The sequence below is a fragment of the Streptosporangium sp. NPDC050148 genome, assembly GCF_055586505.1.
In genome coordinates, this window is record NZ_JBVJIA010000007.1 from 46,207 (window position 1) to 67,873 (window position 21,667).

Below are 21,667 nucleotides of genomic sequence, written 5' to 3' on the forward strand. Positions count from 1 at the left end.
AATCCGTATTGTTTATGAGGGGCCGTAACCGGAGTCGTATATCGTCCACCGGCCAGGGGTCGGCGAGGTTCCCGCAAGGGCCGGAAACATGAAGGCGTGCGGCCGTCGCGCGCCGTCGGCGCACGGAGCCCTGCCGTACGGCCCGGCGCGCTCCTCGTGCCCTGACAATGCCGGGACCGTTCTTTCCGGCCCGGCGTGGAATGCGTTCTTCGCGGATCCAGGAGAAAGGGCCGTGCGATGGATGCCAGCGTGACGGAGGCCGGAGATCCCTTTCCGGGCACCCCTTCCCGCCGACGGGCCGGAAAGGGCGGCCCGCGCCGCTCCGGGCTCTGTGTCCTCTGGCTCGCCGAGGACGACGTCTCCTATCACGGGCTCCCGCTACTGCTCATGAAGGTGCCGGCCGTGGCCGAGGCCGCGGTCGGGCGGAACGCGGCGGAGGCCCGGGCGCTGCTCGCGGAACGGCGTTTCGACGTGGCGGTGGCACCCCTGGACGCGCTGCCGGAGATCCTGGCCGCGAGCCCCGCCGGAAGGCGCCCGACGATGCTGGCCGTCCTGCGACAGGAGCGGGTCCGGCCCGTCCCGTCCCTCGCCGACGGCTACCTGACGCCCGGAGAGATCAGCGTCGCGGGGCTGTCCGCCACCTTCGAGCGGGTGCTCCGCGGTGACCCGATCGGCCCTCCCACCAGGCCCGATCCGTCCGGCACGTCCGCGGTGCCCGGCCTTTCCCGCCCGTCCGCCGTGCCCGGCCCGCCCGTCCCGGCCGTTCCTGCCGGGGGGACGCGCGGTCCGGTGAACGGCGGCGAGCGCGGTGCGCCCGGTCCGGGAACGCGCCCGATCGGGAGGCTGACCGAGCGCGAGCGCGCCGTGCTGGCCCTCCTGCTGGAGGGGATGAGCAATCACCAGATCGCCCGCGCCATGGGGATATCCATCCACGGCGTCAAGCGTCACGTCTCGAACCTGCTGGTGAAGTTCGGCTGCTCCAACCGGACGGAGGTGGCCCTGGCCGCGGAGCGGCTGGGGAGCGGGCTCGCGCGGTGAGGAACCGTCCCCGAGGACCCGGAGGGGGCACCGGCGACGGCGCGCCGTGCCCGGTTCCGGCCCGCCGCGCGCGGTCATTATCATCCGGAGTTAATTCCGTTCCATGCCGGGAAATGTTTTCTCCGAAATCGATCCGCGACTCCTTGACTGCTCCGGTGAAAGGGCTAGCCTCGAACAAGGATGGCCGACGACAAAAGGAGCGACATTGGACGTCCCCCCGATGGAACTCAGTGGCCGCGTTCCCTCCATAAGACTGAACGAACTCGAGGCGGACATGAACTCCGCCGCCGAGGACATCGGCGCGCAGTTGACCGGATGGGGCTTCATGGCCGCAGAGGTCCCCGGTATCGGTGAACGCGTCGCAGGCATGATGAACGAATTCGCGTCGGCCTGCGCGTCGACCGAACCGAGCCTGTCCGATTATCGGTACGAATCCGTTCCGCAGTTGTCCGCCGGTGGGACGCACGGATTCTTTCCGTACCATTCGGAGATTCCCCGCCTGGCCAACGGCGTGGCCGACCCCAAGGAGTTCATTCACGTCAGCGGGGCGATGATCTCGGATCAGCCGCCCGGGGCCGCGGACGTCCTGCGCGCCTTCCCGAGGTTCGGGGCCGCCGCCACCGAGGTGTTCGACGTCGCGTTCAGGCTGATCTCGCTCTTCGGCGAGGTCGTCCGCGGCATGATGCCGCCCGGGACGCCGGAGCTGGACCTCTCGCGTGACGCGACCAACCTGCGGGTGATCAACTACAGGGACGTGGGCGACCGCCAGGTGCTGGCGCACGAGCACTCGGGCATTCAGATGCTCGGTCTCCAGCTCCCCCCGTCCGACCAGGGCCTGCAGTACGTCCTGCACGACGGCACCTGGGTCGAGCCGGTCATCGCCGGGACCGACGTGGTCCTGTGCAACATCGGCCGGATGCTCTGGAGCGCGTCCGATGAGCGCTTCCGGCCGTCGACGCACCGCGTGCACACCAAGCCCATGCCCCCCGGCTACCGGCGCCTGTCGTCGGTGCTGTTCGCCTACCCGCCGCACAAGGCCCGGCAGTGGAAGATGGTCGACGGCGAGCTGACGATGCTGGACGCGACGTGGGGGGACTTCATCGAGAACAGGTTCAAGGGCCTGGGCAAGGAGTCGTCGCAGACCTGAGCGCCCCGCGCCACCCGCGGGCCCGCCTCGTCCGGAGCCCGTGGGAGCCGTGAACGTCGCGGAGCCCGCCTCCCCGGGGAGGCGGGCTCCGTCGTTCTTCGCCCCGGGTCCCGCCGCGGCCGGGGACGACGCGCGGGGGGTGTTGTTTCGGCGGGGGTCTACCGGGGAGGGGGAGAACGGGCCGGTAGCGGCCCGTGAATCTCTAGTTCGGGGAGTCGTCGGATGAAGGTGAAGGACAAGGTCGTCGTCGTCACCGGCGCGTCGAGCGGTATCGGGCGGGCGACCGCCCTGGCGTTCGCGGCCGAGGGGGCCTCGGTGGTGCTGGCCGCACGGCGCGAGGGCGTGCTCAAGGAGGTCGCCGAGGAGTGTGAGGCCACCGGCGGGCGGGCCCTGGTGGTGCCGACCGACGTGACCGACGAGCAGGCCGTACGGGAACTGGCGCGGCTGGCGGCCGAGCGGTTCGGGCGCATCGACGTCTGGGTGAACTGCGCCGCGGTGACCGTCTTCGGGCCGTTCAGCGACGTGCCGCTGGAGGACTTCCGCCGGGTGATGGACGTCAACGTGATGGGGTACGTGCACGGCGCCAGGGCGGCCCTGCCCTACCTGCGGGCACAGGGCGCCGGGGTGCTGGTGAACGTGGCGTCGATCGTCGGCGTGGTGGCCCAGCCCTACACGCACGCGTACACGATGTCGAAGTTCGCGGTCCGCGCCCTGGGGGCCAGCCTGCGGCAGGAACTGGCGCTGGAGGGCGCCAAGAAGATCGACGTGTGCACGGTGATGCCCGCGACCATCGACACTCCGCTGTTCGAGCACGCGGCCAACTACACCGGGCGCAAGCCGGTGGCGATGCCGCCGGTGTACACGCCGCAGCGGGTCGCGAAGGCGATCGTCAAGGTGGTGCGGTCCCCGCGCAGGGAGGTCGTCGTCGGCCCGGCCGGGCGCGCCATGGTGCGGCAGGCCAAGAAGGCCCCCGGCCGCACCGAGCGGGCGATGGCCACCCAGGTCGACCGTACCCACCTGTCGCGCAGGAAGCGCGCCGCCGACACGCACGGCAACCTGCACGAGCCGATCCCGGGGCCGGGAGCGGTGACCGGGGGCTGGCACGGCGGGCGCAAGACCGCGGTACGCCGGATCGCCGTGGCGGCGACCCTGGCCGGAGCGGCCGTGGGCGCGCGGCGTCTGCTGACGACGAGGTGACGGGCGAGCAGCCGGCCGGCCGGTCACCGACCGGCCGGCGGCCGTCCCGACGGCGGGCGACCGGCTGGCAGGAGCACGAGGTCACCGCCGTGGCGGGCGTCCCGGTGCACGCCGCCGTGCTGGGGCCCGCCTCCGCGCCGGAGATGGTGCTCGTGCACGGCCTCGGCTGCTCGCACCGCTACTTCCTGCCCCTGGCCCGGTGCCTGGCACCGGAGACGCGGGCGGTCGCCGTCGACCTGCCCGGATTCGGCCGTACGCCCGGCCCGCGCGAGCCGCTGGACATCCGCGGCCTGTCGCGGGTGCTGGCCGGATGGCTGCGCGCCACCGGGCGCGGCGGCACGCCGCTGGTGGCCAACTCGGTCGGCTGCCAGGTCGTCGTCGACATGGCGGTGCACGCCCCCGAGCTGCTGGGGCCGGTGACCCTCATCGGCCCCACCATGGACGCCGGCGCGCGCTCCGCGTGGCGGCAGGCGGCGCGGCTGGCGGGGAACACGGCGTTCGAACGGCCCGGCCTGGTGCCGGTGCTGGGCCGCGACTACCTCGTCTGCGGCCCGCGCCGCTACTTCGCCACGCTGGACGCCGCCCTGGCCGACCCGATCGAGGACAAGCTGGGCCACGTGCACGTCCCCGCCATGGTGGTGCGCGGGGAGCGGGACCTCATCGCGCCACGGGAGTGGTCGCGGAGGGTCGCCGCCCTGCTCCCCCGGGGAGAGCTGACCGAGGTGCCCGGAGCCGGGCACACCCTCAACTACAGCGCGCCCGCCGAGGTGGCCCGGATCATCCGGGCCGCCCCCGCCCTCGGCTGAGACGACCTACGGCCGGGACGGCCGGATGTCCCGGGGGCCGCCGGGCGGGTCGGCGACCTCGGCGGGAAGCCCGAACAGCGGGAAGACCTCCGGGTCCAGGAACGCGACGACCTCGGCGACCTTCGTGCCGCGCAGGGTGAGCACGTCGAGCCCGCCGGCGACGTAGGCGGCCCTGTCCTCGTCCCACATGTAGGTGCCGAACGCGATCTGCCCGTTGGCATGCGCCGGCAGGAAGCGCCACCGCCTGGCCAGCGGCCCCTCCAGCAGGAAGGCCCTGACGGCCTCGTGTCCCGCGTACCATTCGGCCAGCGGCGGCATCGCGTACCTGGCGTCGTCGGTCAGCATGGCCACGATGGCGTCGACGTCACCGGCCTCCCACGCGCCGGCGTAGTCCTCGGCCAGCCGCCTGACCCTCTCCTCGCCCAGCGACCGCAGGGTCTCCTGCTGGCCGGTGGCGGGGAGCCGGGAGTCCAGGAACGCGCGGGCGCGCTGCATCGCGCTGTTGACCGACGCGACCGTGCTCTCCAGCAGGTCCGCCACCTCGCGCGCGGAGAACCCGAGGACCTCCCGCAGGACCAGCACGGCCCGCTGGCGGCCCGGCAGGTGCTGGAGCGCGGCGACGAAGGCCAGCTCCACCGCCTCGCGCTCCAGGTAGCGGGCCTCCGGGCCCAGCCGCGCGTCGGGGTAGGGCTCGATCCACGCGATCTCGGCGAGCGGCGCGGAGCCGGGGCCGAGGTCGGCGGGCAGCTCGCGGCGGCCCCGCTGCTCGATCAGCGTCAGGCAGCGGTTGGTCGCGATCCGGTACAGCCACGGCCGGATCGAGCCGCGGTCCTCGAACCGCCCCAGGCTCCGCCAGGCGCGTACCAGCGTCTCCTGGAGCGCGTCCTCGGCGTCGTGCACCGCCCCGAGCATCCGGTAGCAGTGCGCCTGCAGCTCGGCGCGGAACGGGTCGACCAGGCGCCCGAAGGCGTCGGGGTCACCCGCCCTCGCCGCCTCCAGCAGCCGTGCGGCGTCGGTCCCGCCGGTCGTCCCGATCTCGCTCATCTCGGGGAGAACCCTACGCGAGCGCGGACGGCCGCCGCCGCGGGGCCCGCACGTCGCGGGACCCCGCGGCGGGGACGGTCACCCGTCCCGCGGGAGACCTCGCGGGAGACCTCGCGGGGGACGGGCGGTCGTCAGGCGCCCGTCACTCACCGGCCAGGCCGGTGTGGGCGACGCCGCGGACGATCTGGCGCTGGAAGAGAACGAAGATCACGAGCAGTGGCAGGCCGGCCAGGACCACCGAGGCCATGATCTGCGCGTACCGGACGCCGAAGGTGCCCTGCACCACGTTGGCCAGCCCCACCGGCAGGGTCATCGTGTTCGGGTCGGTGGAGACCAGGAACGGCCACAGGAAGTTGTTCCAGGTGGTGATGAACGTGAAGATCGACACCGCGGCGAGCACCGGGCGGGAGAGCGGGAGCACGATCGTGAAGAACACCCGCCAGCGCCCCGCCCCGTCGACGAACGCGGCCTGCTCCAGCTCCGGCGGCACCCCCTGGAAGAACTTGTAGAGGATGTAGACGATGACCGGCGCCGCGACCTGCGGCAGGATGACGCCCCACCAGGTGTCGACCAGGCCGAGCGCCACCATCTCGGCGAACAGCGGGGCGATCAGCACCTGCGGGGGCACCATGATCCCCGCGAGGATCGCCGCGAGCAGCACCCGCTGCCCCCGGAACGGGATCCGCGCGAAGCCGTACGCGGCCATCGCCGAGAACAGCACGGTCATGAACGTCACGGCGACCGCGATGACGGTGGAGTTGATCGCCCACTTCACGATGCCGCCGGTGCCCAGGACCAGGGCGTAGGCGTCCAGGGTCACCTCCTCGCCGAACCAGCGCAGCGGGATCGCGGTGGTGTCGGCCTCGGGCTTGAGGGAGGTGGCGACCGCCCAGGCGACGGGGACGAGCCAGAGCAGGGCCAGCAGTGCGGTGATCACCAGCAGGACGAGCTGTCCCGGGCTGAGGCGTCTGGTCATCGGCGGGACTCCTCGCGCTTGCGGAACAGCCGGAGCTGCACCAGGGAGACGATCACGATCAGGACGAAGAGGATGTAGGACACGGCCGAGGCGTAGCCGATGCGGTAGCCGGTGAAGCCCATGTCGTAGGCGTACTCGATGATCGGGCGGGTGGAGTCGTCCGGGCCGCCGCCGGTCATCAGGTAGATCTGGTCGAAGACCTTGAGCGAGGCCAGCAGCTGCAGCACCACGATGAGGCCGGTGGTGCGGCGGAGCATCGGCAGCGTGATCGAGCGCAGCTTGTCCCAGGCCGAGGCGCCGTCGATGGAGGCGGCCTCGTACAGGTGCTCGGGGATGCTCTGCAGCGCGGCCAGGTAGAGCAGGAAGTTGAAGCCGACCGTCCACCACACGGTGGTCAGCACGACCGACCACATCGCCATGCCCGGGTCGCCGAGCCACAGCACGTCGGTGCCGAGGGCGTTGTTCAGCAGGCCGAAGCTCGGCTGGTAGATCATGTGCATCCACAGCAGCGACACCACCGCCGAGGGCAGCAGGAACGGGGCGAAGAACGACAACCGCCACAGCCACCGCATGAAACGCAGGTTGTGCACCAGCAGGGCCAGGGCCAGCCCCAGCACGACCAGCGGGATCGTGCTCAGCACGGTGAAGCGCAGCGTGTTCCACAGCGCGTTCCACATCCGGGGGTCGCCGAACGCCTCGGCGTAGTTGGCGAACCCGACGAACCGGTCGTTGGACCCGGCGACGTTGACGCTGGTCAGGCTCATCCGCAGGCCCTGTATCAGCGGCCAGACCAGGAAGGCCAGATAGATGATCAGGAAGGGCGCGACGAACAGCAGCCCGTGCTGGGTCCAGCGGTGACCCGCCCGGGCCGCCGCGACCGGCGCGGCGGTGGCGGGAGCGGTGACGGTGGTCGTCATCGGGGCTCCTCGGGGAAGGGGTTCGGGGCGGCCATCAGGCGGCGCAAGGCGTCCTTGGCCACGGCCAGGCCCTGCTCGGGCGTGCGCGCTCCGCTGATCACCGTAGAGAACGCCCCGCCGAACTCGATCCACAGCCGGGAGGCCGACCCGGCGAACCAGACCTGCGGGTCGAGCGCCACGTCGGTGATGACCGAGCGGTACTCCGACTGCGGGTTCAGGGCGAGGTACTCGGGTTTCTCCAGCGCCGGCAGGTACGCCGGGACGTGACCGGCGACCGCCCAGTCGGCGCTGCTCTTCACCAGGGAGGCGATGAACCGGTAGGTCGCCCGTTCGACCTCGGGGTCGCGGTCGCGCTGGTGGGGCACCACGAAGACGTGGCAGTCGGCCTGCGCCGAGTGACCGCCCAGCACCGACGGGAAGCGCGCCATGCTGAACGGCATCTTCGCCAGCTTGAAGGTGGTGGTCTCCCAGTCGCCGTTCCACAGGAAGGCCGCGGTGCCGCTCTGGAAGGCGGCGACCGACGCGGCGTAGTCGAGGGTGGTGTCACACAGGCCCTCCTCGCCGAGCGTGCGCATGAAGGCCAGCGCCTCCAGCGCCTTGGCGTCGTCGATGGTGACCTGCGTGCCGTCCTGTGACAGCAGGGTGCCGCCGCTCTGCGGGTACAGCGACCACCAGACGCGCCAGGGGCCCACGGTGCCCAGGCCGAGCGCGTCGAAGACCAGCGGGGGCTTGCCGCCGAGCGCGTCCTTGGCCTTGCGCAGCGCCGCCAGCAGCTCGTCGGTGCCCTTGGTGGGGAGCAGTTTCCCGTCGCCGCCGAGCAGCCCGGCCTTGCCGCAGATGTCGGTGTTGTAGTACTGGACCATGGGGTGGGCGTCGAACGGCACCGCGTACAGCACGCCGTCGATGTGGGCGCGTTCCCAGATGGGCGGGCTGAAGTCCTCGGCGCGCAGGCCGTTCTCGGCGAGCAGGTCGAGGTTGATCGGGTCGAGGATCTGGCCGGGGCCGATGCCGGGCAGCCGGGCGAGGTGGAAGGTGGCGACGTCGGGGGAGCGGCCTCCCGAGCCCGCCATCGCGACCTTGGTGTAGTAGGGCTCGCCCCACTGCAGCACGTTCTCCTCGACGAACAGGTCGGGGTTCTCCTCGGCGAACGCGCCGACCATGCCGTTCATGATCACCCCGTCGCTCGCGCCGAGGAAGTGCCAGTACTTGACCCGGGTCCGCGAGGAGCCCAGGTCCACCGGGATGGAGCAGCCGGAGCCGAGGAGGCCGAGGGCGAGCGCGCCGCCCAGCAGGTTTCTCCGGCTGATGGGTGAGGGGGTCGGTGGAATGTCGTCCATTGCTGTCTCCAGGGGGACGGGGCCGCGCCTTCCCGACGGCGCGGCCGGACGGAGGTGTTTCCGCGTGCGTCGGCGGCCGGGGAGGTGACGGCGCGCCGGGACGGATCTGCTTCTGTGCGGGTGTGCCGGCGGCCGGTGGGAAGTGACGGCGCGCCGGGGCGGACTTACGGGCGGGTGAGGCGGACCGCGTTCCACGAGACGGGCGGCAGGGTGATCTCCAGCTTCCCGTCGCCGAGGCGGGCGTCGGGGTTGGCGCGGGGGACCACCGTGCCGGGGGCGTCGGCGGTGTTGCGGGCGTAGGGGTCGGGGCCGGCCAGCACCGTGGCCTCGGCGAGGTGCACCGGGCCGAGGGCGCGCAGGTCGGCCGTGAGGGTGAGCGGCCGGTCGGTCGAGCGGTTGACGGCGAACAGCGTGGTGTCGCCGGTCTCCTCGTCGTGGGTGGCGACGGCGTCGAGCGCGGTCACCTCGCCGAACCGGGCGGTCTCGTGCGAGGGGGAGTCGAACGGGACCCGCAGCACGTGGCCGGCCGCGTACCGGGAGGTCAGGGCGAAGGGGTGGAAGGTGGTCTGCCGCCAGGCCCTGCCGCCCGGCTCGGTCATGATCGGCGCGATCACGTTGACCAGCTGGGCCAGGCACGCGGAGGTCACCCGGTCGCTGTGCCGCAGCAGCGAGATGAGCAGGCCGCCGACGGTCACCGCGTCGGCCAGGTGGTAGTGGTCCTCCAGCAGCGGCGGGGCGACCGGCCAGTCCCGGGGCGGCTCGGCGTTCTGGAAGCGGGACAGGTACCAGACGTTCCACTCGTCGAAGGAGATGTCGATCCTCTTGGCGCTCTTGAGCCTGGCCCCCACGCTGTCGGCCGTCGCCGTCACCGCGTCGACGAAGCGGTCCATGTCCGTCGCCGAGGCCAGGAAGCTCGCCAGGTCGCCGTCGTGCTCCTCGTAGTAGGCGTGGCAGGAGATGAAGTCGACCACGTCGTAGGTCTCCTCCAGCACGGCCGCCTCCCAGGCGCCGAAGGTCGGCATGGAGGAGCCGGAGCTGCCGCAGGCGACGAGCTCCACGTCCGGGTCGATCATCCGCATCGCCCGGCCGGTCGCGGCGGCCAGCCGCCCGTACTCGCGGGCGTTCTTGTGGCCGATCTGCCAGGGGCCGTCCATCTCGTTGCCCAGGCACCACATCCGGATGCCGTGCGGCTCCTTGGCTCCGTTGGCGACCCGCAGGTCCGACAGGTGGGTGCCGGAGGGGAGGTTGCAGTACTCCAGCAGGTCCATCGCCTCGGCGACGCCCCGGGTGCCGAGGTTGACGGCCATCATCGGCTCGACCCCGGCCTTGCGGGCCCAGGCGACGAACTCGTCCAGGCCGAACGCGTTGGTCTCGGTGCTGTGCCAGGCCGGGTCGATCCGGCGGGGGCGGCGCTCGCGCGGGCCGACGCCGTCCTCCCAGCGGTAGCCGGACACGAAGTTCCCGCCGGGGTAGCGGGCCGTGGTGACGCCCAGCTCGCGGGTGAGCTCCAGGACGTCGCGCCGGAGGCCGTCCTCGTCGGCGGTGGGGTGGTCCGGCTCGTAGACGCCGGTGTAGACGCAGCGGCCGAGGTGCTCGACGAACGTCCCGAACGTGCGCCGGCTGACGGGGGCCACCCTGAACGCGGGATCGATGGTGAGGTACGCGGACGGCACGAAGATCTCCTCATGTGCGGGGGTGCGGGCCGGGCGGTGCGGAACCGTCCGGTTCACGGGGCGGCGGAGAGCGGAGGTCGCGGGTTGTCGACGTAGGTCGCGAGTTGTTAGCGTTAACACAACGAAAGGTCGGCGACGGCTTTGAGCGAGTGTCAACGCTCCGGTAACGGTGAGTCAAGAGTGACGCATGTCAGGATTCGTCCGTCATCGCCTCTGGAGGCCGGTGTCGTCGGCGATCTCCCAGCTCACCGGGGGTGAGCCCCGCCTTCCGCCGGAATAAAATCGTTTTGAAGCGAGGGTGCGGGAGTGGCCGGGACGGGGCGATCCCCGCCCCGGGCGCTCCCGCGGCCCGGGGACTCAGCAGATCAGCTCGAAGAGCGTCAGCCACCGGTCGGGATGGACGAACGCCACCACCGTGTCACGGTCCACCCCCGCCCGCGCGAAGGCCGCGTCGACCCTGCGGGACGGGTACCGCCCGCGCAGCGAGGCGTGCAGCGAGCCGCCCCGCCCGGTGAAGCCCTCCTCGACGAACGCCCGCCAGGCGTCGTGCCGCCCGGACGGCAGCAGCGGGACCGGCCGGGCCGTGATCCGCAGGATCGCCGAGTCGACGGCGGGCACCGGGCGGAAGCTCGCCCGGCCGACGCGACCGGCCAGCTCCCAGGAGTGGCCCGGCCAGGTCAGCACGGTCAGCCTGCTCCAGCGGCCGAAGTCGCCGGAGCGCTTGCGCGCGTACTCGCGCTGGGTGAGCAGGGTCGCCGAGGTGAGCGCGGGGGCGCGCAGGCACCAGCCGACGATCGCCGAGGTGATCGAGTACGGGATGTTCCCGGCGACCGCGAACGGCTCGCGCGGGGCCCGCGCGGTCAGGAAGTCGGCCCTGACCACCTCGATCCGGTCGTGACCGCGGGCGCGCGCGGCGAGCCTGTCCGCGTGCTCCGGGTCGATCTCGTACGCCACCACCCTGGCGCAGGGGCCGGCCAGCGCGAGGGTGAGGGCTCCCCGGCCGGCCCCCGGCTCCAGGAGCAGCTCGTGCGAGCCCGCGGTCTCGGCCATCAGGCGTACGGCGTGCGGATCGACGAGGAAGTTCTGTGACAGGACGCGCCTGGCCCGGCCACGGTCGCTTTCCCCCTTTCCCTGAGATGATGAACGGTTTCGGTGCGCGGAGAAGTGCGCCACGGCTTTCGCCCTTTCGGGTCCGAGGTGAGAGGTCTCGGAAGGCCCGGGGCGCGCATCGGGGACGCGTGGCGGAACGGAGAAGGGGTGACGCGTCCCTAGCGGGCCAGGGGCCGGTCACCGCGGGGACGGATCACATAGCCGTAGGTCATGACGGCGTAATACAGGCACATGGCGATAGACGATACGACTCGTCTCGCCACTGCGCAACCGGTTTTCCGCGCGGGTCCTCGCAGGTCAGAGGAGGAACAGGTGGGCCGCGGCGTCCCGGGCGACGAAGAACCCGACGATGCCCAGGGTCCAGCCGATCGTGGAGGCCGAGTGCCTGCGCATCCAGTCGCGCAGCCGCCGCAGCGCGGGCTCCAGCCGCCGCCGGGCGACCGACCAGAGGGCGAACAGCACGAGCGCGGGCAGGATCATGACGATCACGTAGCCCGCCAGCAGCGGCACCCACTGCGCGGCGGGCAGTTGCGCGGAGGTCATGAAGCCGATCGCGCCGAGATAGGGCAGCATCGTCGCGACCTCCAGCAGGGCGGCGGTCAGCCCGAGCAGGACCATCGCCCCCGGGCCGCCCAGGCGGGACTCCCAGCGGTCCGGGCGGTCCCTCTGCCGCTTGGAGTCGAACCGGAAGCTGAGCGCGAACAGTCCCACGCCGATGACGAGCTGCACCCAGTAGGCGGGACGGCTGCTCAGGGCCTCGTCGAAGGTGTCGAGGGCGGCGGCCAGCCCGAGCATCAGGGCCACGCCGACCCCGAAGTAGAACAGCGCGACCGTGGTCAGGTAGACCACCAGGCGGCCCGCCGGCGACCGGTCCGAGGAGATCAGCAGGTACACGGGGACGCCCAGGGTCCCGAAGCTCATGCTGTCCAGGAGGGCCAGCGCGGCGAGGGTGAGCATCAGGGTGATGGTCAACGTGGTCCTTCGGCGGTGGGGACGGGGGCAGGGATCGGCAGGGATCGGCAGGGATCGGCAGGGATCGGCAGGATCTCGCCCACCGTCCCTTCGATCCTCCGCCCCGGACCCGCGCGTGACCTCCTGCGTGACGTCGAGGTGGCCGTACACCTTTGGGACTACGGCCCGCCGAGGCGTACCGGCGCGAGGGCGGGTATGGACCTGTTCCGGCGTCCGCCGTGGTCACGTGGCCCGATGACGGGCGCCGGCCGACGGCACGCCCGTCCACGGCGGCCGCGCACCGGCGGCCCCGGGTCGTTCGCGACCGATGAGGAGAGAACCAGAGATGATGATCACTTTGAACAACGGGGTGTCCATGCCCCGGCTCGGTTTCGGCGTGTTCCAGATCCCCCCGGCCGAGACCGCGAAGGCGGTGAGCACCGCCCTGGAGACGGGGTACCGCAGCATCGACACCGCCAAGGTGTACGGCAACGAGCGGGAGGTGGGCGAGGCACTGGCCTCCGCCGGCCTGCCCCGCGACGAGGTGTTCGTCACCACCAAGCTGTGGAACGACGACCAGGGCTACGACTCCACCCTGGCCGCCTTCGACGCGAGCATGCAGCGGCTGGGCCTGGACCGGCTCGACCTCTACCTCATCCACTGGCCCACCCCGGCCAGGGACCGGTACCTGGACACCTGGAGGGCGCTGGAGAAGCTCCACGCCGACGGCCGGATCCGCGCCGTCGGGGTGTCCAACTTCCAGCCGGCCCACCTGACGCGCGTCATCGACGAGACCGGCCTCGTCCCCGCGGTCAACCAGATCGAGCTCCACCCCGCCCTGCAGCAGGCCGAGCTGCGCGCGTTCCACGACCGGCACGGGATCGTCACCGAGGCGTGGAGCCCGCTGGCGCAGGGGGACGTGCTGGACGACCCGGTGATCACCGACATCGCCGGCCGGTACGGCAAGACCCCCGCCCAGGTCGTGCTGCGCTGGCACCTGGACCTGGGGAACGTCGTGATCCCCAAGTCGGTCACCCCGTCGAGGATCAGGGAGAACTTCGACCTCTCCGACTTCTCCCTCACCGAGGAGGACATGACGCGGATCGCCGGGCTGGAGAAGGGCACCCGCATCGGCCCGGACCCCGACGAGTTCAACTGAGCCGGCCGCCCCACCGGCGGCGGGAGGCCCCGGGGGTCACGGTCACGGTCGCGCGATGCGCTCGCGCAGCCAGTGGTAGGAGGCCTTCGGGGTACGCGCCCCGGTGGGGAAGTCGACGTGGACGAGCCCGAAACGCTGGCTGTAGCCCTCGGCCCACTCGAAGTTGTCCAGCAGGGACCAGACGTAGTAGCCGCGCACGTCCACCCCCTCGGCCCGCGCCCGCTCCATGGCCTCGATGTGGCCGTCGAGGAACTCGATCCTGGCCCGGTCGTCGACCGTCCCGTCCGGGCCGGGCTCGTCGGGCTGGGAGCAGCCGTTCTCGGTGACGTACACGGGCGGCAGGGCGTCGCCGTACCGGTCCCGGAGGCCGACGAGAAGCTCGCGCAGCCCGTCGGGGACGACGGGCCAGCCGAAGCCGGTGACGGGATGGCCGGTGACGCCCGCGTCGTGGAAGGGGAGACCCTCGTCGACGGGGGCGGCGATCCGGGTGGGGTTGTAGTAGTTGATACCGATGCCGTCGAGCGGGGCGGAGATGAGCTCCAGGTCGTCGTCGCGGACCCCGTCCATGTCCGTCCCGTACGCGGACAGGTCGGGGTAGGCGCCCAGCAGCACCGGGTCGTTGAACAGGCGGTTGTGCAGCGTGTCGTAGGCGTCCGCGGCGGCCAGGTCGGCCGGGTCGCCGGAGGCGGGACGGACCGGGGTGCAGTTGTTGGTGATCAGCACCTTCTCCGCGCCGCGCGCCCGCAGCTCCCGCACGGCCAGGCCGTGCCCGAGCAGCTGGTGGTGGGCGGCGGGCAGCGCGTCCAGGACCAGGGTCCTGCCGGGGGCGTGGGTACCCAGCGCGTACCCGTAGACCATGTGGACGAAGGGCTCGTTCAGGGTGATCCAGATGGGGATCCGGTCGGCGAGCCGGTCGGCCACGGCCGCGGCGTACTCGGCGAAGCGGTGGGCGGTGTCGCGGTTCAGCCACCCGCCCTCGTCCTCCAGCCGCTGGGGCAGGTCCCAGTGGAACAGCGTGGCCGCGGGGACGATGTCCCGCTCGACGAGCGCGTCGGTCAGCCGGTCGTAGAAGTCCAGCCCCGCCCGGTTGACCGCGCCCCTGCCGTCGGGCTGGACGCGCGGCCAGGCGATGGAGAACCGGTAGGAGTTCACCCCGAGGCCGGACATCAGCGCGACGTCCTCCCGCCAGCGGTGGTAGTGGTCGCAGGCCACGTCGCCGGTGTCACCGCCCCGGATCCGGCCGGGCTCGTGGGAGAAGGTGTCCCAGATCGAGGCGCCCCGGCCGTCCTCGGCGACGGCGCCCTCGATCTGGTAGGACGCGGTCGCCGTACCCCACAGGAACATCCCGGCCTCCAGCCCGCCTGAGTCCGGATCATGGTAACCCCCCGCCCGTTCGTGAGGGGACGATCCCTCCCGTGAGGGATGATGGGGAGATGACGAACGTCTCCGGGGGAACGCTTCGCCGCCGTCCTGCCCAGCGCCGCAGCCTGGAGAGGGTGGAACGCATGCTGGACGAGTGCGCGCGTCTGCTCGACGAGGTCGGCTACGAGATGATGACCACCAAGGAGGTCGCCCGCCGCGCCGAGGTGCCGATCGGGACCTTCTACCAGTTCTTCCCGGACAAGCAGGGGCTGGTCCGGGCGCTGGCGATGCGCAACCTGGAGGCGTTCCTCGGCCGGATCACGGCCAGGCTCGCGCAGGCGCACCTGTCCGACTGGACGGAGATGGTCGACCTCGCCGTCGACGAGTTCGTCGCGATGAAGCGGTCCACCCCGGGCTTCGCGGTCGTCGACTTCGGGAAGGTGCTCGCCGGTCCGTCCGGTTCGGTGGTCAAGGGCACCGACCGGATGCTCGACGCCGCGATGGAGAACAACGCCATCGTGGCCGACCGGCTCCGCGGGATCACCGTCGAGCTGATGGGCGCCCCGATCGGCCCCGGCCTGGACCGGGCCCTCTTCGTCGCGGTCGAGGCCGCCGACGCGGTGCTCAAGCTCGCCTTCCGCTCCCACCCGGACGGCGACCCCGACCTGATCGAGGAGTGCAAGAACCTGGTCCGGCGCTATCTGTCGGTCCACCTGCCCGCCGGGTGACACGCGGGCGCCCGTGCCCGTCTCCGTCCCCGCGCCGTCGCGGGGCCGTCGCGGGGCCGTCGCGGGGAGGGCGTCAGCGGACGGACTCCAGGCGGTCGCGGTGCCCGGCGTCGAGGGTGAGGTCCAGGGCGCCCAGGGCCTCCTCCAGCTGGGCCAGGGAGCTCACGCCGACGATCGGGACCGTCCTGACGTCACCGCCGATCAGCCAGGCCAGCACCACCTGGTTGACGCTCGCGCCCAGCTCACCGGCGATCTCCCGCAGCACGGCGAGCCCGCGGGTGGTGCCCGGGTGGTCGTAGACGTCCTGGATCGGCCGGTCCGCGCGGGTGTAGGCGCCGAACATGAGCGTGTTGTACGCCCACAGCGTCAGGTCCGGCTCCGAGCGCAGGTAGTCGAGCATGTCGTCCTGGACCAGGACGTGACCCCCCTCGGGGAGCCTCACCCCGGGCCGGGGCCGCAGGTAGGTGTGGCGGAGCTGCACGTGGGTGTAGGGCGGCAGGTCCATGGCCCGGGAGAGGGCGCGGGCGCGCTCCAGGCGCCAGGCGGGGACGTTGCTCGCGCCGATCTCGCGCACCGCGCCGGCCCGTACCAGCTCGCCGAAGGCGCCCAGCGTCTCCTCCAGCGGGACGGAGCGGTCCTCGACGTGCGCCCAGTACACGTCGACGTGGTCGGTGCCGAGCCGCCGCAGGCTGCCCTCGGCGGCGGCGGCGATCGCCTTGGCGGACAGGCCCTCGGCGAAGTCCAGGGTACGGTCGCCCGGGACGGCCGGCCGGGCGCCGCACTTGGTGCTCAGCACCATCCGGTCACGGTTGCCGCGGGCGGCCAGCCAGCGGCCGACGGCCAGCTCGCTCTCGTCACCGGTGGCGCCCTCGATCCAGAACGGGTAGTTGTTCGCGGTGTCCAGCATGGTGCCGCCGGCCTCGGCGAACCGGTCGAGGATGGCGAACGTGGTCTCGTCGTCGACGGCGGTGCCGAACGGGATGGTGCCCAGGGCGAGGGGGATGTGCGTCATGGGTCCCACCCTGCAGGCTGGAGTTCACTCCAGGTCAAGCGCGACCGCTGAGGGACCCGTGTCCCGGGGGTCCGGGCGTTTGTTACGGCCGCGGGGGCGTCGGTAGGGTCGTGGCAGGTTCGTGTCTTCGTGAACCATCCCGGACGGACGGGACAGGGCTCCGGGCCGCCGCGTCGGTCCGGGACCTTTCAGGTTGTGCCGATCCGCCGGCGACGGCGGGCCGGCAGGGGCGACTCTCGGTGAGGTGGTCAGGTGACGGGGTCCACGGACGTGAGCGTGTACACACCGGGACAGGTGGTCGAGGAGACCGGCTTCAGCCTCGACACGCTCCGCTACTACGAGCGGATCGGGCTGCTCGAACCGATCGGCCGCAACGCGGCCGGGCAGCGCAGGTTCACCCAGCAGGACGTCGGCTGGCTCGGCATGCTCCGCTGCCTGCGCGGCACCGGCATGCCGATCGCGGAGATGCTCCGTTTCGCGGAGCTGACCAGGGCGGGCGACCACACGTTCCGCGAGCGGATCGCGCTGCTGGAGGCCCACGACCGGCGGGTGGAGGAGCAGGTCGACGACCTGCGCGAGCAGCAGGTGGCGATCCGGAACAAGATCCGGTACTACCACTCGGTGGCCGGCTGACCGCCTCCGGCGGGCTCGCGCTACGGCACGCCGTCGGCGATCGCCCGCAGCGCCGCGCAGTGCGCGGCGAACGCGGCCTTGCCCTCCTTGCTGAGAGCGAGCCAGGTCCGCGGGCGCTTGCCGACGTAGCCCTTGGTGACCTGGACGTAACCGGCGTTCTCCAGCGTGGCGACCTGCCGGGACAGGGCCGAGTCGGTCACCTCGACGGTGTCGCGGACGTAGCCGAACTCGGCCTTCTCGGCGGCGGCGAGCAGCGCCACGATCGCGAACCGGACCGGCGAGTGGATGACGTCGTCGAGCAGGTGGCGCGGATGACTCACCGGCGCGCCTCCAGGTAGGCGCCGACGAAGGCGGGCAGCGACACCACGACCGCGCCCGGGACCCACCAGACGGGCTCGCCGCGGAACCAGGCCAGCCCGCCCATCAGGACGGCGGCGTACAGCAGCCCCCACGTCGCCATGATCACGCCGTGCCGGGTGCCGAACCCGCGGCGGCTCACCGGCTGGCGTACGGCGTAGACGGATATGGCCGCGACGAACGCCACCCACAGGGTCATGGAGACCGTCAGGGCGAGCGGGCCCGAGGTGAATCCGAGCGCGAGCATCAACGCGAACGTCGCGACACCGAACGTGGCCAGATAGCGGGCGTACCACTTGGAGCGGTTCCGCACGACGGTCTCCAGCTCCTCGGCGCGTGCCAGCGCCTCCGCCGGGCTCATGTGATCGTGCTGTGTCATGGGGCCACCTTCCTGCTCGGGCAGTACCTTCACAGTAGGGCATTACTTTCCAAATTGCTAAGTAATTTCCCGCGCTTTTTCCCACATGGGTCGCGTGACGGGGACCGCAAGCCGTACGGCGGCTTTGCCCCGGCTCGGGGCGCCCTTTTCGGTCCGGCTGTTAAACCGGTATCGGAGCCGGGGTCCGGGAGGGGTCATGATCGCACCGCGGGCACGCCGGATCAACATTCCGCTGCGGCATGTCGCCCTCATGTGCGGCGCCATGCTGTTCGCCCTCCTGGCCAACGTGACCTACCTGCAGGCGCTGGACTCCGAACGGCTCAACGAGGACCCGCGCAACCGCCGGACGACGATCGCCCGCTTCGAGAGCCCCAGGGGCCGGATCCTGCTCCGCGACGGCACGGTCGTCGCGGCCAGCCGCAGGTCCAGGAGCGTCACCTACCGCTACCGGCGGGTCTACCCCGGCGGCCGGCTGTACGCGCCGGTCACCGGGCACTTCTCGCTCCACGGCAGCGGCGGGCTGGAGCGGGCCGAGGACGCCCTGCTGTCCGGGAACGACCCCCGGGTACGGGTGCGCGGGCTGATCGGCGGGACCCGCGACGGCGCCACCCTCAGGCTCACCCTCGACCGCGGCGCCCAGCGGGCCGCCTACGACGGCCTGCGCGCCACCGGCCTGCCCGGCGCAGTCGTCGCGATCGACCCCCGCACCGGCGCCGTCCTGGCGATGGTCTCCCTGCCCTCCTACAACCCGAACCTGTACGCGAGCTTCAACCCGGCCAGGCTCGACCGGGCGGACAAGAGGCTGCGGGGCGATCCCGCCGACCCGCTGGTCAACCGGGCCATCCAGCGGAGCCACCCGGCCGGGTCCACCTTCAAGATCGTCACCAGCGCCGCGGCGCTCGCCTCCGGGCGGTACGGCCCCGGCGTCGCCGTCAGCGTCCCGGCCTCGCTCCGGCTCCCCGGCACCGGCACCTACCTGCGCGAACGGCGCGGCGCCGCCTGTGCCGGAGGGGAGGCGGCCCTGCTCCAGGCGTTCCGGTCCTCCTGCGACACCCCCTTCGCCAAGCTCGGCATCGAGCTCGGCCACGACGCGCTGCGCGAGCGGGCCGAGGCGTTCGGGTTCGACACCGACGACCTGCGGATCCCCATGCCGGTGGTCAGGAGCGTCTACCCGCCGGCGACGGACGACGCGCGGACCGCGTTGTCGGCGCTGGGCGGGGCCGGTGTCCGGGTCACCCCGCTGATGATGGCGATGATCGCGGCGACGGTGGCCAACGACGGCCTGCTGATGCGCCCCCACCTGGTGGAGGACGTCCGCCTCGCCGACGACACCGTGATCGAGCGGGCCGAGCCGTCGCCCTACCGCCGGGTGTTCGGCGCCGAGGAGGCCGAACGGCTCACCGGGATGATGGTCGCCGTCACCGAGCCGGGAGGGACGGGCGTCGCCGCGGCCGTCCCCGGGGTGAAGGTCGCGGCCGAGACCGGTTCGGCAGGGAACGTCCCCCCGGCCGCGGACCACGCGCTCTTCACCGGCTTCGCACCGGCCGCCGCCCCCCGGGTCGCGGTGGGCGTCCTGGTCGAGGGCGGCGGGGAGGGCGGGCGGGTGGCGGCCCCCATCGCCAGGGCCGTCATCGAGGCCGTGCTGGTCGGTCAGGCCGAGTAGGCGGAGGCCTGGAGCCCGTACAGGTCGGCGTAGAGGCCGTCGAGGCCGATGAGCTCGTCGTGGGTGCCCTGCTCGATGACCCTGCCGTGGTCCAGCACGTAGATCCGGTCGGCGTAGCGGACGCTCGCCAGCCGGTGGGTGATCAGCAGGACGGTGCGCCCGTCGGCGTGCTCCCGGATGCGTTCGAACAGGGCGTTCTCGGCGCGGGCGTCCAGCGCGGCGGTGGGCTCGTCGCAGATCAGCAGCGGGGCGTCCCTGTGGAAGCCGCGGGCCACCGCGATCCTCTGCCACTGACCTCCGGACAGCTCGTGGCCGTCCTTGAAACGCCGGTCGAGCAGGGTGCGGTAGCCGTGCGGCAGCTCGGCCACGACCTGGTCGGCACCGGCGACCTCGGCCGCCGCGACGAGCGCGGGCTCCCCCTTGTCGGTGCCCATGGTGATGTTGTGGCGGGCCCGCAGCGGCCAGCGGGTGTGGTCCTGGGCGATGACCGCGATACGGCGCCTCAGCGCGTCGGGGTCGACGGTGGACAGGTCGGTGTCGTCCCACAGGACCCGGCCGGCGTCCGGCTCGTACAGCCCGGACAGGATCTTGGCCAGCGTGGTCTTGCCCGACCCGTTCTCCCCGACCAGCGCGATCACCTCGCCCCGCTCGACGCGCACGCTCACCCCCCGCAGCGCAGGGGAGGCGGAGCCGGGATAGGTGAAGACGACGTCCTCGGCGACGATCCGGGCGAAGGCCTCCGGCGCCGGTGCCGGCCGCCCGGCCGCCATCCTCCCCTCCGCCTCGGCGCAGAAGTCCAGGAAGTCGGTGAAGTACAGGCCCTCCTCGTACAGGCGGTTCGTGGCGAACATCAGGTTGGCCAGGTACGTCTGGCCCGAGCGGATCGCCAGCACCGCGGTGCCCGCCACCGCCAGCGGGACCGCGCCCATCGCCAGCAGCACCCCCAGCGCCACGTACACCAGGGCGGTGCCGATCCCGCCCAGCGCCTCGCCCACGATCCTGGCGACCGTCTGCCGCCGCGCCAGGGTGAGCATGACGGTCTGCTCGGCCGTGGCGACCACGTCGTACATCCGCATCAGGAAGTCGCGCATGGTGAACGAGCGCACCTCGGCCGCCGGGTCCCGCTGCGCCAGCAGGTCCGAGATGATCCACTTACGGCGGCCGACCGGGATCAGCGCGTACAGGGTCGTGTAGCGCATCCGCGCCGAGCGGACCGCCGCCCAGGCGTCGGGCAGCACCGCCAGCGCCAGCAGCGGCAGCAGCACGGGGTGGAGCACCCCCAGCACGCCCGCGGCGGCGACGATGCCGATCGCCGCGGTCAGCACGTTGACGGTCGTGCCCACCACCACGTCGGCCGTGGAGACCCCGCGCGTCCGGGCCCGCTGGAGGGCGTCGTGGAAGTCGGGGTCGTCGAAGGCCGCGAGCTCGACCTTGCTGGTCAGCCCGTACAGGCGCTCCTCGGCGAGCCGGCCGACCTGAGGCTCCAGCCGTGACTGCGCCCAGCCCGCGCCCGCCTGCATGAGGGTGCGCAGGGCCGCGGCCACCCCCACCATGATCAGGCCGGGCAGGGCGGCCCGCACCCGCTCGGGGGTCGGACCGGCCGCGAACAGCGCCGACAGCACCTCGGTGGTGGCGAGCAGCCCGAACGCGGTGAACACGCCGGCCAGCAGGCTCAGCGCGATCGCGACGGCGGTGTCGCGGCGGCTGGCCGACCACGCCAGCCCGACGGCCTGCGAGACCAGGGCCGGGAGCCTGCGGGCGATGGTCAGGAACCCGACCTTCGCCATCGTGTCGGCGTGCGCGTACCACTCGGAGAGGTTCAGCTCGCCGAACTCGGGGGAGTCGTCCGCGGCCGGACCGGGGGCCCGGGACGGACCCGGGTCACCGGCCGGGCCGGGAGCACCGGCCGGGCCTGGGGCGTCGGCCGGATCGGGAGCACCGGCCGGGCCGGGGGCGTCGGCCGGGCCGGACGTGCCGGAAGGGGGCGGGGAGCCCGACGGGTCGGGGGAGCGGGGGACGGGGGAGTCGGCCATGGAAGCAGTGTGAGCGGCCGTCCCGGCGATGGCCATCCGATGGCCATCCGATGGCCGCTGACGGTCAGCACCGGGACCCGCGCCCGCGCGCCGCCCGGAAAAAGGACTAAGACCGGGCATGGTTCGGTAATTGATGTCACACTTT

20 protein-coding genes are annotated in these 21,667 nt (G+C 72.4%); 8 read left to right on the forward strand and 12 right to left on the reverse strand.

The genetic code is table 11. The features are described from left to right. Positions 1–387 precede the first annotated feature (387 nt). The 4 genes from ACZ6RT_RS09545 to ACZ6RT_RS09560 all read left to right on the forward strand — a co-directional run bounded on the left by ACZ6RT_RS09545 (position 388) and on the right by ACZ6RT_RS09560 (position 4,188). The gene (locus ACZ6RT_RS09545; protein ID WP_470152794.1) at positions 388–1,038 is read left to right on the forward strand and encodes a helix-turn-helix transcriptional regulator; all 651 of its coding nucleotides are present in this window, start codon (positions 388–390) and stop codon (positions 1,036–1,038) included. Between the two features lie 550 nt (positions 1,039–1,588). Next, entirely contained in the window at positions 1,589–2,185 is a 597-nt protein-coding gene (locus tag ACZ6RT_RS09550) for an isopenicillin N synthase family oxygenase (protein WP_470152796.1), read from the forward strand. A gap of 222 nt (positions 2,186–2,407) precedes the next feature. Continuing rightward, positions 2,408–3,382 (forward strand): SDR family oxidoreductase, encoded by a 975-nt coding sequence (locus ACZ6RT_RS09555; protein ID WP_344894514.1) that lies wholly within the window; start codon positions 2,408–2,410, stop codon positions 3,380–3,382. Next, positions 3,379–4,188, forward strand: coding sequence for an alpha/beta fold hydrolase (locus ACZ6RT_RS09560; RefSeq protein ID WP_470152798.1), 810 nt, complete (start codon positions 3,379–3,381; stop codon positions 4,186–4,188). The genes ACZ6RT_RS09555 and ACZ6RT_RS09560 overlap by 4 nt, the downstream gene beginning before the upstream one ends. Before the next feature lie 6 nt (positions 4,189–4,194). On the opposite strand, the gene ACZ6RT_RS09565 is transcribed toward ACZ6RT_RS09560, so the two are convergent. The 7 genes from ACZ6RT_RS09565 to ACZ6RT_RS09595 form a co-directional block, all read right to left on the reverse strand. Beyond that, the gene (locus ACZ6RT_RS09565; RefSeq protein ID WP_470152799.1) at positions 4,195–5,232 is read right to left on the reverse strand and encodes a sigma-70 family RNA polymerase sigma factor; all 1,038 of its coding nucleotides are present in this window, start codon (positions 5,230–5,232) and stop codon (positions 4,195–4,197) included. Positions 5,233–5,374: 142 nt separating this feature from the next. Then, positions 5,375–6,208 carry a carbohydrate ABC transporter permease gene (locus tag ACZ6RT_RS09570; protein ID WP_399186334.1) on the reverse strand — a complete coding sequence of 278 codons (834 nt, stop codon included), beginning with the start codon at positions 6,206–6,208 and terminating at the stop codon, positions 5,375–5,377. Further along, complete coding sequence (locus ACZ6RT_RS09575) at positions 6,205–7,125, reverse strand: carbohydrate ABC transporter permease (RefSeq protein ID WP_399186333.1); 921 nt, start codon at positions 7,123–7,125, stop codon at positions 6,205–6,207. Before ACZ6RT_RS09575 ends, ACZ6RT_RS09570 begins: the two co-directional genes overlap by 4 nt. Next, positions 7,122–8,462 carry an extracellular solute-binding protein gene (locus ACZ6RT_RS09580; RefSeq protein WP_470152801.1) on the reverse strand — a complete coding sequence of 447 codons (1,341 nt, stop codon included), beginning with the start codon at positions 8,460–8,462 and terminating at the stop codon, positions 7,122–7,124. The genes ACZ6RT_RS09575 and ACZ6RT_RS09580 overlap by 4 nt, the downstream gene beginning before the upstream one ends. A gap of 164 nt (positions 8,463–8,626) precedes the next feature. After that, positions 8,627–10,135: an arabinosylfuranosidase ArfA gene (gene arfA / locus ACZ6RT_RS09585; protein ID WP_399186331.1), complete on the reverse strand. Its 1,509-nt coding sequence runs from the start codon at positions 10,133–10,135 to the stop codon at positions 8,627–8,629. A gap of 357 nt (positions 10,136–10,492) precedes the next feature. Then, positions 10,493–11,308, reverse strand: a complete 816-nt coding sequence (gene erm / locus ACZ6RT_RS09590) for an ErmE/ErmH/ErmO/ErmR family 23S rRNA (adenine(2058)-N(6))-methyltransferase (protein WP_470152803.1) — start codon at positions 11,306–11,308, stop codon at positions 10,493–10,495. A gap of 234 nt (positions 11,309–11,542) precedes the next feature. Beyond that, entirely contained in the window at positions 11,543–12,217 is a 675-nt protein-coding gene (locus tag ACZ6RT_RS09595) for a GAP family protein (protein WP_399186329.1), read from the reverse strand. A 328-nt stretch (positions 12,218–12,545) separates the two neighbouring features. Here ACZ6RT_RS09595 and ACZ6RT_RS09600 point away from each other — a divergent pair, with 328 nt between their 5' ends. Further along, the gene (locus ACZ6RT_RS09600; RefSeq protein ID WP_470153067.1) at positions 12,546–13,355 is read left to right on the forward strand and encodes an aldo/keto reductase; all 810 of its coding nucleotides are present in this window, start codon (positions 12,546–12,548) and stop codon (positions 13,353–13,355) included. A gap of 42 nt (positions 13,356–13,397) precedes the next feature. Here the strand turns inward: ACZ6RT_RS09600 and ACZ6RT_RS09605 are convergent, their stop codons facing one another. Continuing rightward, positions 13,398–14,699: a GH1 family beta-glucosidase gene (locus ACZ6RT_RS09605; RefSeq protein ID WP_470152804.1), complete on the reverse strand. Its 1,302-nt coding sequence runs from the start codon at positions 14,697–14,699 to the stop codon at positions 13,398–13,400. 89 nt (positions 14,700–14,788) lie between these two features. Here ACZ6RT_RS09605 and ACZ6RT_RS09610 point away from each other — a divergent pair, with 89 nt between their 5' ends. Next, positions 14,789–15,445 carry a TetR/AcrR family transcriptional regulator gene (locus ACZ6RT_RS09610; protein ID WP_470152806.1) on the forward strand — a complete coding sequence of 219 codons (657 nt, stop codon included), beginning with the start codon at positions 14,789–14,791 and terminating at the stop codon, positions 15,443–15,445. Between the two features lie 73 nt (positions 15,446–15,518). Here the strand turns inward: ACZ6RT_RS09610 and ACZ6RT_RS09615 are convergent, their stop codons facing one another. After that, the gene (locus ACZ6RT_RS09615) at positions 15,519–16,457 is read right to left on the reverse strand and encodes an aldo/keto reductase (RefSeq protein WP_470152808.1); all 939 of its coding nucleotides are present in this window, start codon (positions 16,455–16,457) and stop codon (positions 15,519–15,521) included. Between the two features lie 252 nt (positions 16,458–16,709). Between ACZ6RT_RS09615 and ACZ6RT_RS09620 the strand changes: the two genes are divergently transcribed. Further along, the gene (locus ACZ6RT_RS09620; RefSeq protein ID WP_470152810.1) at positions 16,710–17,090 is read left to right on the forward strand and encodes a MerR family transcriptional regulator; all 381 of its coding nucleotides are present in this window, start codon (positions 16,710–16,712) and stop codon (positions 17,088–17,090) included. A 20-nt stretch (positions 17,091–17,110) separates the two neighbouring features. Here the strand turns inward: ACZ6RT_RS09620 and ACZ6RT_RS09625 are convergent, their stop codons facing one another. Continuing rightward, complete coding sequence (locus ACZ6RT_RS09625) at positions 17,111–17,410, reverse strand: transcriptional regulator (protein ID WP_399186323.1); 300 nt, start codon at positions 17,408–17,410, stop codon at positions 17,111–17,113. Next, positions 17,407–17,826: a hypothetical protein gene (locus tag ACZ6RT_RS09630; RefSeq protein ID WP_470152811.1), complete on the reverse strand. Its 420-nt coding sequence runs from the start codon at positions 17,824–17,826 to the stop codon at positions 17,407–17,409. The genes ACZ6RT_RS09625 and ACZ6RT_RS09630 overlap by 4 nt, the downstream gene beginning before the upstream one ends. Before the next feature lie 196 nt (positions 17,827–18,022). On the opposite strand from ACZ6RT_RS09630, the gene ACZ6RT_RS09635 reads away from it, so the two are divergent. Beyond that, positions 18,023–19,489, forward strand: coding sequence for a penicillin-binding transpeptidase domain-containing protein (locus ACZ6RT_RS09635; protein WP_399186321.1), 1,467 nt, complete (start codon positions 18,023–18,025; stop codon positions 19,487–19,489). On the opposite strand, the gene ACZ6RT_RS09640 is transcribed toward ACZ6RT_RS09635, so the two are convergent. After that, a complete protein-coding gene (locus tag ACZ6RT_RS09640; RefSeq protein ID WP_470152814.1) occupies positions 19,477–21,522 on the reverse strand; it encodes an ABC transporter ATP-binding protein in 2,046 nt (681 codons plus the stop codon). The two genes, ACZ6RT_RS09635 and ACZ6RT_RS09640, sit on opposite strands and share 13 nt — an antisense overlap. Positions 21,523–21,667: the final 145 nt, after the last annotated feature.

Bases quoted from the DNA above. Each gene is read 5' to 3' on its own strand.
- ACZ6RT_RS09555 (WP_344894514.1), top strand. From the start codon at position 2,408: ATGAAGGTGAAGGACAAGGTCGTCGTCGTCACCGGCGCGTCGAGCGGT.
- ACZ6RT_RS09600 (WP_470153067.1), top strand. From the start codon at position 12,546: ATGATCACTTTGAACAACGGGGTGTCCATGCCCCGGCTCGGTTTCGGC.
- ACZ6RT_RS09570 (WP_399186334.1), bottom strand. From the start codon at position 6,208: ATGACCAGACGCCTCAGCCCGGGACAGCTCGTCCTGCTGGTGATCACC.
- ACZ6RT_RS09640 (WP_470152814.1), bottom strand. From the start codon at position 21,522: ATGGCCGACTCCCCCGTCCCCCGCTCCCCCGACCCGTCGGGCTCCCCG.
- ACZ6RT_RS09580 (WP_470152801.1), bottom strand. From the start codon at position 8,462: ATGGACGACATTCCACCGACCCCCTCACCCATCAGCCGGAGAAACCTG.
- ACZ6RT_RS09565 (WP_470152799.1), bottom strand. From the start codon at position 5,232: ATGAGCGAGATCGGGACGACCGGCGGGACCGACGCCGCACGGCTGCTG.
- ACZ6RT_RS09635 (WP_399186321.1), top strand. From the start codon at position 18,023: ATGATCGCACCGCGGGCACGCCGGATCAACATTCCGCTGCGGCATGTC.
- ACZ6RT_RS09630 (WP_470152811.1), bottom strand. From the start codon at position 17,826: ATGACACAGCACGATCACATGAGCCCGGCGGAGGCGCTGGCACGCGCC.
- ACZ6RT_RS09615 (WP_470152808.1), bottom strand. From the start codon at position 16,457: ATGACGCACATCCCCCTCGCCCTGGGCACCATCCCGTTCGGCACCGCC.
- ACZ6RT_RS09610 (WP_470152806.1), top strand. From the start codon at position 14,789: ATGACGAACGTCTCCGGGGGAACGCTTCGCCGCCGTCCTGCCCAGCGC.
- ACZ6RT_RS09550 (WP_470152796.1), top strand. From the start codon at position 1,589: ATGATCTCGGATCAGCCGCCCGGGGCCGCGGACGTCCTGCGCGCCTTC.
- ACZ6RT_RS09545 (WP_470152794.1), top strand. From the start codon at position 388: ATGAAGGTGCCGGCCGTGGCCGAGGCCGCGGTCGGGCGGAACGCGGCG.
- ACZ6RT_RS09605 (WP_470152804.1), bottom strand. From the start codon at position 14,699: ATGTTCCTGTGGGGTACGGCGACCGCGTCCTACCAGATCGAGGGCGCC.
- ACZ6RT_RS09575 (WP_399186333.1), bottom strand. From the start codon at position 7,125: ATGACGACCACCGTCACCGCTCCCGCCACCGCCGCGCCGGTCGCGGCG.